This is a genomic window from Candidatus Protofrankia californiensis (assembly GCF_900634765.1).
Classification (GTDB): Bacteria; Actinomycetota; Actinomycetes; order Frankiales; family Frankiaceae; genus Protofrankia; species Protofrankia californiensis.
The window spans coordinates 502-2,624 of record NZ_CAAAFT010000218.1; the positions used below are offsets into that span (position 1 = coordinate 502).

Here is a 2,123-nt window from a genome sequence, read left to right on the forward strand (position 1 = left end):
GTGATGCCGGTCGTCCGGCTCGCGTTACTGCTCACGTTCATGTCCTTCTGTGCGCTGACCTTCGGCTACCTCTGGGTGAACTCGGGTGGCAAACTGCCGCTCATCTCCCAGCCGGGGTACCAGGTCGGGCTGCACATGACCAAGGTCTCCAATCTCGTCAACGACTCCGACGTGATGGTGGCGGGGGTCAAGGCCGGCAAGGTGGACAAGCTCTCCGTCGACGGGGAGGAGGCCGACATCGTGATGCAGTTGGACTCCGCCTTCCCGCTGCACCAGGGCGCCGTCGTCCAGGTGCGGGAGAAGACCCTCGTCAACGAGACCTTCCTGGAGATCAAGGACGGTACCGGGCCGGCGTTGCCCAGCGGCGCTCGGCTGCCCCGTGACGCGGGCAGACCCGCGACCGAGCTGGACGACGTGCTGGCGAGCCTGGACGAGAGCACCCGTAACTCGCTCGCGAGCGGCGTGCGGTCGCTGGGCGCCAGCACCGACGGCGGCAAGCAGAGCATCTCCCAGGCATTGCAGGGCCTGGGAGACCTCGGCCGCGAGGGCAGGACCGCGCTCGACGCCCTGGCCGCGCAGTCGAAGGATCTCGAGCAGGTGACCGGATCGACGGCCACCCTGCTCGCCGCGCTCAACACCCGCCAGGGACAGATCGGCCAGCTCGTCGAGAACGCGAACCTGCTTGCGCAGTCCACATCGGACAACCGCGCTCCGGTGGAGGAGATCATGCGCAAGCTGCCCGGCCTGCTGGACACGACGAGGAAGGCCACCACCGGGCTGCGCAACGTCTCCGCGGCGCTGTCTCCGGTCGCGACGAACCTCGACGCCGCCGCCGGGGACCTCTCGGCCGCGCTGACCGAGCTCCCGCAGACCTCGGCGGATCTACGCGGGCTGCTACCGTCGCTGAACGGCGTGCTCACGGACGCGCCGGACACCCTCACCCGGGTGCCCCCCGTCGCGGACGACCTGAACGCGCTCATCCCGGGCCTGCGGGTGGACCTGTCCGACCTCAACCCCATGCTGAGCTACGTGCAACCCTACGGACACGACATCGCGGCGTTCTTCACCAATTTCGGCCACGCAACGGCCACCGGCGACGTCAACGGCCGGATGCTTCGGATCTTCGCGGCCATCAACGAGCAGTCGCTCAAGACCTTCCCGATCAACACGAACATCGGCCCCCTGAACAAGCTCAACCCCTATCCGCTGCCGGGATCGGCCGTCAGTCCGGGCCCGGCGAACAACCCGTACCCGCGTGTGATGCCGGAACCGCGATGACCAGGAGGCGATTACTCGCCGCCCTCGCAGCCCTCGCCGCCCTGCTGGTCGCCGGTTTCATGATTGGCGGCCTCGCGAGGAGCCGGATCGAGACCGGTATCGACTCGTTCCTGCCGGCCCACGACCGGACCGTGGAGCAGCTCGACGAGATGGCCTCCTCGTTCGGCGGCGACCCGATCGTGGTACTGCTGGAAAGCACGCGGCCACGGCAGCTTCTCGACAGCGACCACCTCCACCGCCTGCTGCACCTGGAAGGGCAGCTGACCGAGCTCGGCGACGTCGCCGCGGTCTACGGGCCCGCCACGACGCTGAACCAGATCGCCGGGCAGACGCAGGATTTTCTCGCCGAGCTGTCCGGCCGCCGTGACGGCGTGCGGGCCACAGCCGAGGTCACGGCGCGCAACGCGGGCGCGACCGAGAACAAGGCCCACGAGGCGGGTGATCGTGCGGTCGAACAGTTCGACCGGCGCTACGGCCCGCTGGTCGTGCAGGGCCTGCCCGCCGGGCTGCCGACGTTGGGCAACGACCGGTTCGTCCAGTCGGTGGTCTTCGGTCAGGGACAGACGCCGCGCGTCCAGTGGCGGTTCGTGGTGCCCACGGAGAACGCGGTGGCGGTGCTGATCCGCCCGCGTCAGGGCATCGATGCGGGCGCCGCGCAGCGCCTGGTCGGCCGGGTGCGTGACACCGTGCGCGGCGCGGGGCTGGGTGACGCGCGGGTGACGGTGTCCGGGGCTCCGGTGCTCGTGGCCGGCATCAGCGACCAGGTCCGCTCCGAGGCCCCGCTGCTCGGCGGCATCGCCGTCATCCTGATCGGCGCCTGCTTCCTGTTCGTGCCGTGGACCCGG

At 69.8% G+C, this 2,123-nt stretch carries 1 protein-coding gene and 1 pseudogene; both read left to right on the top strand.

The annotated features are described in order from the left end of the window. Positions 1–1,278: MlaD family protein (locus DD1DGNOD_RS12000; RefSeq protein WP_206443117.1), on the top strand; the 1,278-nt coding region annotated here is incomplete at its 5' end. Further along, positions 1,275–2,123: pseudogene (locus DD1DGNOD_RS26925) on the top strand (RND transporter); the annotation flags it as partial. The gene DD1DGNOD_RS12000 and the pseudogene DD1DGNOD_RS26925, both read left to right, overlap by 4 nt.